The organism is Lutibacter sp. (genome assembly GCF_013041805.1).
GTDB lineage: Bacteria > Bacteroidota > Bacteroidia > Flavobacteriales > Flavobacteriaceae > Lutibacter.
The window spans coordinates 1-5,768 of record NZ_JABDRI010000039.1 but is presented as its reverse complement, the minus strand read 5'-3'; the positions used below and the strand labels follow the sequence as shown (position 1 = coordinate 5,768).

Annotated in this window: 5 protein-coding genes and 1 pseudogene; 3 read left to right on the top strand and 3 right to left on the bottom strand. The window is 30.7% G+C overall.

Annotated features, from left to right (window positions below):
• The 3 genes and pseudogenes from HKP59_RS05930 to HKP59_RS05920 all read right to left on the bottom strand — a co-directional run.
• Positions 1 to 236, bottom strand: a pseudogene (locus tag HKP59_RS05930) (acetyl-CoA C-acyltransferase); the annotation flags it as partial.
• A gap of 4 nt (positions 237 to 240) precedes the next feature.
• A complete protein-coding gene (locus HKP59_RS05925; RefSeq protein ID WP_291804513.1) occupies positions 241 to 2,640 on the bottom strand; it encodes a 3-hydroxyacyl-CoA dehydrogenase/enoyl-CoA hydratase family protein in 2,400 nt (799 codons plus the stop codon).
• 40 nt (positions 2,641 to 2,680) lie between these two features.
• Positions 2,681 to 3,115 carry a MarR family winged helix-turn-helix transcriptional regulator gene (locus HKP59_RS05920; protein ID WP_291804511.1) on the bottom strand — a complete coding sequence of 145 codons (435 nt, stop codon included), beginning with the start codon at positions 3,113 to 3,115 and terminating at the stop codon, positions 2,681 to 2,683.
• Positions 3,116 to 3,243: 128 nt separating this feature from the next.
• On the opposite strand from HKP59_RS05920, the gene HKP59_RS05915 reads away from it, so the two are divergent.
• The 3 genes from HKP59_RS05915 to HKP59_RS05905 form a co-directional block, all read left to right on the top strand.
• Positions 3,244 to 3,933, top strand: a complete 690-nt coding sequence (locus HKP59_RS05915) for a hypothetical protein (RefSeq protein WP_291804509.1) — start codon at positions 3,244 to 3,246, stop codon at positions 3,931 to 3,933.
• A gap of 73 nt (positions 3,934 to 4,006) precedes the next feature.
• Positions 4,007 to 4,936: an ABC transporter ATP-binding protein gene (locus HKP59_RS05910; protein WP_291804507.1), complete on the top strand. Its 930-nt coding sequence runs from the start codon at positions 4,007 to 4,009 to the stop codon at positions 4,934 to 4,936.
• Positions 4,929 to 5,768 (top strand): ABC transporter permease (locus HKP59_RS05905; protein ID WP_291804504.1); only part of this gene is annotated, 840 nt, incomplete at its 3' end. The genes HKP59_RS05910 and HKP59_RS05905, both read left to right, overlap by 8 nt.

The following is a 5,768-nucleotide window of genomic DNA, read 5'->3' as shown; positions in this document are numbered from 1 at the left end:
ACTTTTAAACCCATTAATGAGACTAATCGGCCCATATTTAGTCCTTGTTCGGCTTCTGGCATTGCATTTCCAACAATAACATCGTCAATTCTTGTTTTGTCTAATTGTGGAACATCTTTTAACAAATGTTCTATAGTTTCAGCGGCTAACTCATCGGGTCTTTTAAATCGAAAAACACCTTTTGGCGCCTTACCAACCGCAGTTCTATATCCTTGTACTATATATGCTGTTTTCATTTTTTTAGTTTCTTAAAGGTTTACCAGTTTTTAACATGTGTTCAATACGTTCTAATGTTTTACGCTCAGTAAATAAACTCATAATTGCTTCACGTTCAATATCTAACAAGTATTGTTCAGATACATACGTTGGTTCAGATAAATCTCCACCTGCCATTACATAACCTAATTTATTAGCTATTTTTTTATCGTGTTCAGAAGCATAAAGTCCTTTTTCTAAACTATCAGTTCCCACTAAAAACATACCTAAAGCTTGTTGCCCATATACTAATGCTTTTTTAGGAGCAGGTTGTGTATAACCATCTTCTAACATTTGAATAGCATGTCTTTTTGCCGTTGCTATTTGGCGGTCTTTGTTTACAACAACTAAATCTTTGTGTTCTTTTAGGAAACCTAAATCAAATGCTTCGTGTGCTGATGTTGCAACTTTTGCCATTGCAACGTTGATAAAATAATCACGTAACTTATTCAATTTCACATCATCTTTTAATACTCCTTCCGAAGCTCTTAAAGCCATTTCTTTTGAACCAGCACCTCCAGGAATAATACCAACACCAAACTCTACTAAACCAATATAAGTTTCAGCAGCAGCAACTACTTTATCTGCGTGCATACTCATTTCACATGCCCCCCCAAAGGTATAACCGTGTGGTGCAATAATAGTAGGACACGATGAATAGCGTAAACGCATTACCGTATCTTGGAAATATTTGACTGACATGTTTAGCTCGTCATATTCTTGCTCAACTGCCATCATAAATGCCATTGCTAAATTCGCTCCAACAGAGAAGTTTGGAGCTTGATTTCCTAAAATTACTGCATCGTATTCAGTTTCAGCTAAATCGATACCCTTATTAATGGCTTGTAAAACCTCGCCACCCAAAGTGTTCATTTTTGATTGAAATTCTACATTTAAAACTCCTTGCCCTAAATGCTGAATTGATGCTCCTGCATTTGACCAAATAGTTTTTGCTTCTCTAATATTGTTAAGAATGATAAAACTGTCTTGACCAGGAATTTTTTCTTGTTTTTTTGATGGGATTGAATAGTAATATTTAGCGCCATCTTTAACAGCGTAAAAATTCTTATTTCCAGCTTCCAGCATTACAGTTACCCAATTGGCAACAGGAATATTTTCAGCTTGCATTAATTCAATACCTTTTTCAATACCAATAGCATCCCAAATCTCGAAAGGACCATGTTCCCAGCCAAAACCGGCTTTCATAGCATCATCTAAACGATATAATTCATCTGAAATTTCAGGAATACGGTTTTGAACGTACCCAAACATTGCTGCAAAGTTTTTTCTATAAAACTCCCCGGCTTTATCTTTTCCTTTAATTAAAACTCTAAATCTATCAATAACAGAATCAATAGTTTTAGTCATTTCAAGTGTTGCGAATTTTGCTCTTTTACTTGGTCGATATTCTAAGGTCTCTAAATCTAAAGATAGAATCGATTTTTTACCTTTTTCTACAACTTTTTTATAAAAACCTTGTTTAGTTTTACTTCCTAACCATTTGTTTTCCATCATTGTACTGATGAAATCTGGAAGCTTAAATAATTCATGAGCTTCATCATCAGGACAATTTTCATAAATTCCGTTTGCAACATGAACAAGTGTATCTAAACCTACTACATCAACAGTTCTAAAAGTTGCAGATTTTGGACGGCCAATTACTGGGCCAGTTAATTTATCAACTTCTTCAACAGTTAAGCCTAATTCTTTCACTTGATGGAATAAACTCATAATTCCAAAAATCCCAACTCTATTTCCAATAAATGCAGGTGTATCTTTAGCTAAAACTGATGTTTTCCCTAAGAATTTTTCACCATACATCATTAAGAAATCGGTCACTTCTTGTTTGCATTGAGGTCCGGGAACAACTTCGAACAATTTTAAATAACGAACGGGATTAAAAAAGTGTGTCACTGCAAAATGCTGTTTAAAATCATCACTTCTTCCTTCACTCATAAATTTAATAGGAATCCCTGATGTGTTTGAAGAAACTAATGTGCCAGGAGTTCGATATTTTTCAACCTTCTCAAAAACTAATTGTTTAATATCAAGTCGTTCAACAACAACTTCAATAATCCAATCAACCTGTTTAATTTTAGCAATATCATCTTCTAAATTACCGGTGGTAATTCTGCTTGTAAATTTTTGATTGTAAATAGGTGAGGGCTTAGATTTTAATGATGCTTTTAAACTATCATTCACTAATCTGTTGCGAACAACTTTATCTTCTAGTGTAAGTCCTTTTGCTTTTTCTACGTCGTTTAATTCACGAGGAATAATATCGAGTAACAAAACTTCTACACCAATGTTTGCAAAATGGCAGGCAATTCCTGATCCCATAATACCGGAACCAATTACTGCAACTTTTTTTATTGGTCTTTTCATTGTTTTACTGGTTTTTATATTTTTATTTAGTTGGTTAAGTTTAAAAAATCTTTTTATTCGTTATTAAATTATCAATCGTTTCTGTAACTTCAAAAAAGTGTTTTATTTTTTCTTCTGAAATGTGTTTTCTGATAGTGTCATTAAATTGGGTTACGTGTTGTTTCGAAATATTTCTTTTTTCAAAACCAAATTCCGTAAGTTTTATTAGAACACCTCTGCCATCATCAGGGTTTTTTTCTCGATAAATAAATCCTTTTTCTTCCATATTCTTTAAAATTCGAGAAAAACTTGTTGGCTCCATTCCCATAAGGGGCCCTAATGAAGTAGACGGAGTTCCATGTTTTTTATCAACCATTAACAAAACAAAAGCCATAGCCATCGTGCTGTCGTGTTTTGAAGCTTGCTCATTGTACATTTTAGCAACTGCTTGCCAAGTAGCTCGCAGTGCATGGTCTATTGTTTTTTCTTTTTGCATTGTTCAAATATATAAAAAAATACTATGCGTGCATAATAAATTTAAAAAAAATGTTTTGTGTAGCAATTTTACTTGTTTTATTAAAAAAAAAAGGATATGTTTAAAACGTTAAATAAAATATAAATATTATGGGAACTAGAGAGCTTATAGGTAAAATTATTATACAAGAAAATATAGATACAGTTGATGAAAATAAGATACCTAAAACATTTGTTATAAATGTTCCTGATCCTTATAAAAATTATTACGGAAGATTTACAGAAGTTGAAAACCCAAATTCAATAATTTTTGTAACTAAAACACCAAATTCTTTTGAAAAAATTTTACGTGTAACAAAAAAAATTAATGATACATATAATTTACAACTTCAGGGAGCTAAATGTGAGATAACCATAGATGACCGTAAGTTAAATGGAGTGAGAGTAAAAGGCATTAATAGATATCCTGATATTGGACAAATTCAAAAGTACTATTTTGATGAAGGTTATGATTTTGCGAAAAGTGAAAAATTTCATGATGTTGATGCATTAATTAGAATTAATAGATTTTTTAATATTGAAGAATTAGAAAAAGGTATCTATCATTCTAAAGATGAGGATAATACTTATTATATGGAAGTTCCAAGATATATGACTTGGGCAGATTTCAGAAAAATTACATTTGAAGTTAAAAATAATATGTCAGATAAGAACTATGATATAGCAAAAGGGATTTTGTATGAAATTGGTGGTATTACTGAAATATTGCGAATTGTAAAACCAAAAGCGACGGTTGAATTTTTAAAAACGATACAACAAAAATATGTTGATAGGTTATAACAATTTTAGTAGCAATTTAACCAGATTCTAATAAATTAAAATTATTTTCGTTCTCGGAATCAAAAAATTTAGAATGAAAAATATTTTAACTGTTGATAGTGTTTGTAAAAATTACGGAAATTTTACAGCATTAAATAACGTTTCAATTTCTGTGCCTGAAGGAAGTGTATTTGGTTTATTGGGTCCTAATGGAGCTGGAAAAACTTCACTAATTAGAATAATAAATCAAATTACCTTACCCGATAGTGGAACCATTTTTTTAGATGGTGAACCATTACAACCGCATCATATTCAAAATATTGGTTACTTACCGGAAGAAAGAGGATTGTACAAAAGCATGAAAGTAGGAGAACAGGTCTTATATTTAGCTCAATTAAAAGGAATGTCTAAAACTGAAGCTAAAAAAAAGCTGCAGTATTGGTTTGAAAAATTCGAAATTACAGATTGGTGGGATAAAAAAATTCAAGAGCTTTCAAAAGGAATGGCACAAAAAGTACAATTTATTGTAACGGTCCTTCATGAACCTAAATTATTAATTTTTGATGAACCTTTTAGTGGATTTGACCCTATTAATGCTAATTTAATTAAAGATGAAATATTAAAATTGCGTGATGAAGGAGCAAGTATTATATTTTCTACACATAGAATGGAATCAGTGGAAGAATTATGTGATCATATTGCTTTAATCAACAAATCTAATAAAATATTAGATGGTAAATTGAATGATATAAAGCAAGAATACAGAACAAACCAGTTTGAAGTTGGTTTATTAAGTGATCAAAAAGATGAACTTTTTAAGGTTATCAATTCTAAATTTACAGTTGAAGAATCTAAATTGTCTTCTTTTAATACTGATTTACGTCTCCTTATAAGCTTAAAAAAAGGAGAAACATCAACCGAAATGATTCAGTTTTTAAATAGCAATGCTCAAATTACCCATTTCACAGAAGTGATTCCTAGTGTCAACGATATTTTCCTAAAATCTGTAGCAAATAATGGATAAATTAAAATTAATTATAAAAAGGGAATTTTTAGCAAAGGTTAAAAATAAATCGTTTATCATCTTAACTGTATTAAGTCCGTTATTAATGGTAGGGCTTTTTTCGTTAATAATTTTTCTAAATCAAAAAAATAGCGAAGAAATTAGAAAAGTTGCTTTTGTGGATGAATCAGAACAGTTATCAATGGTGTTTGAAGATACAAAAGGTATTAAATATGTGAATTTAACAGAATTAGGTTTAGATGAGGCTAAAAATAAAACGAGAGAGTTTTACTATGGTTTAATTTATATACCAAAAAATGATAGTTTGAAGGATTTATCAAAAGGGATTCAGTTTTATTCTGAAGATGCACCAAGCTTATCTTTATTGTCTGAGATTGAAAATAAGCTTGAGAAAAAAATACGCAATTTGAAAATTGAAAAACTTCAGGTTGATGTTCAAAAAATAAAGGAAGCTGAAACGGATGTTGATATTTTAACAGAAAATTTTTCAGGAGAAAAATCGTCAAAAATTGGAAGTATATTGAGAATGGCTGCTGGAGGAGGTTTCGGATATCTAATTTTTATGTTTATCATTATTTATGGAACTTCAGTGATGAGAAGTGTTATTGAAGAAAAAACAAGTAGAATTATAGAAGTTATAATTTCATCGGTAAAACCTTTTCAATTAATGTTAGGGAAAATAGTTGGAAATGCATTAGCAGGTATTTTGCAATTTATTATTTGGATGATTTCTGCTGGATTTTTATTGTTCGTAATTACTTCAATTTTTGGTATTGAAGCTGCGAGTTCTAGTAGCAGTATTGGACAAATGAATCCAGAAGCGGTACAACAA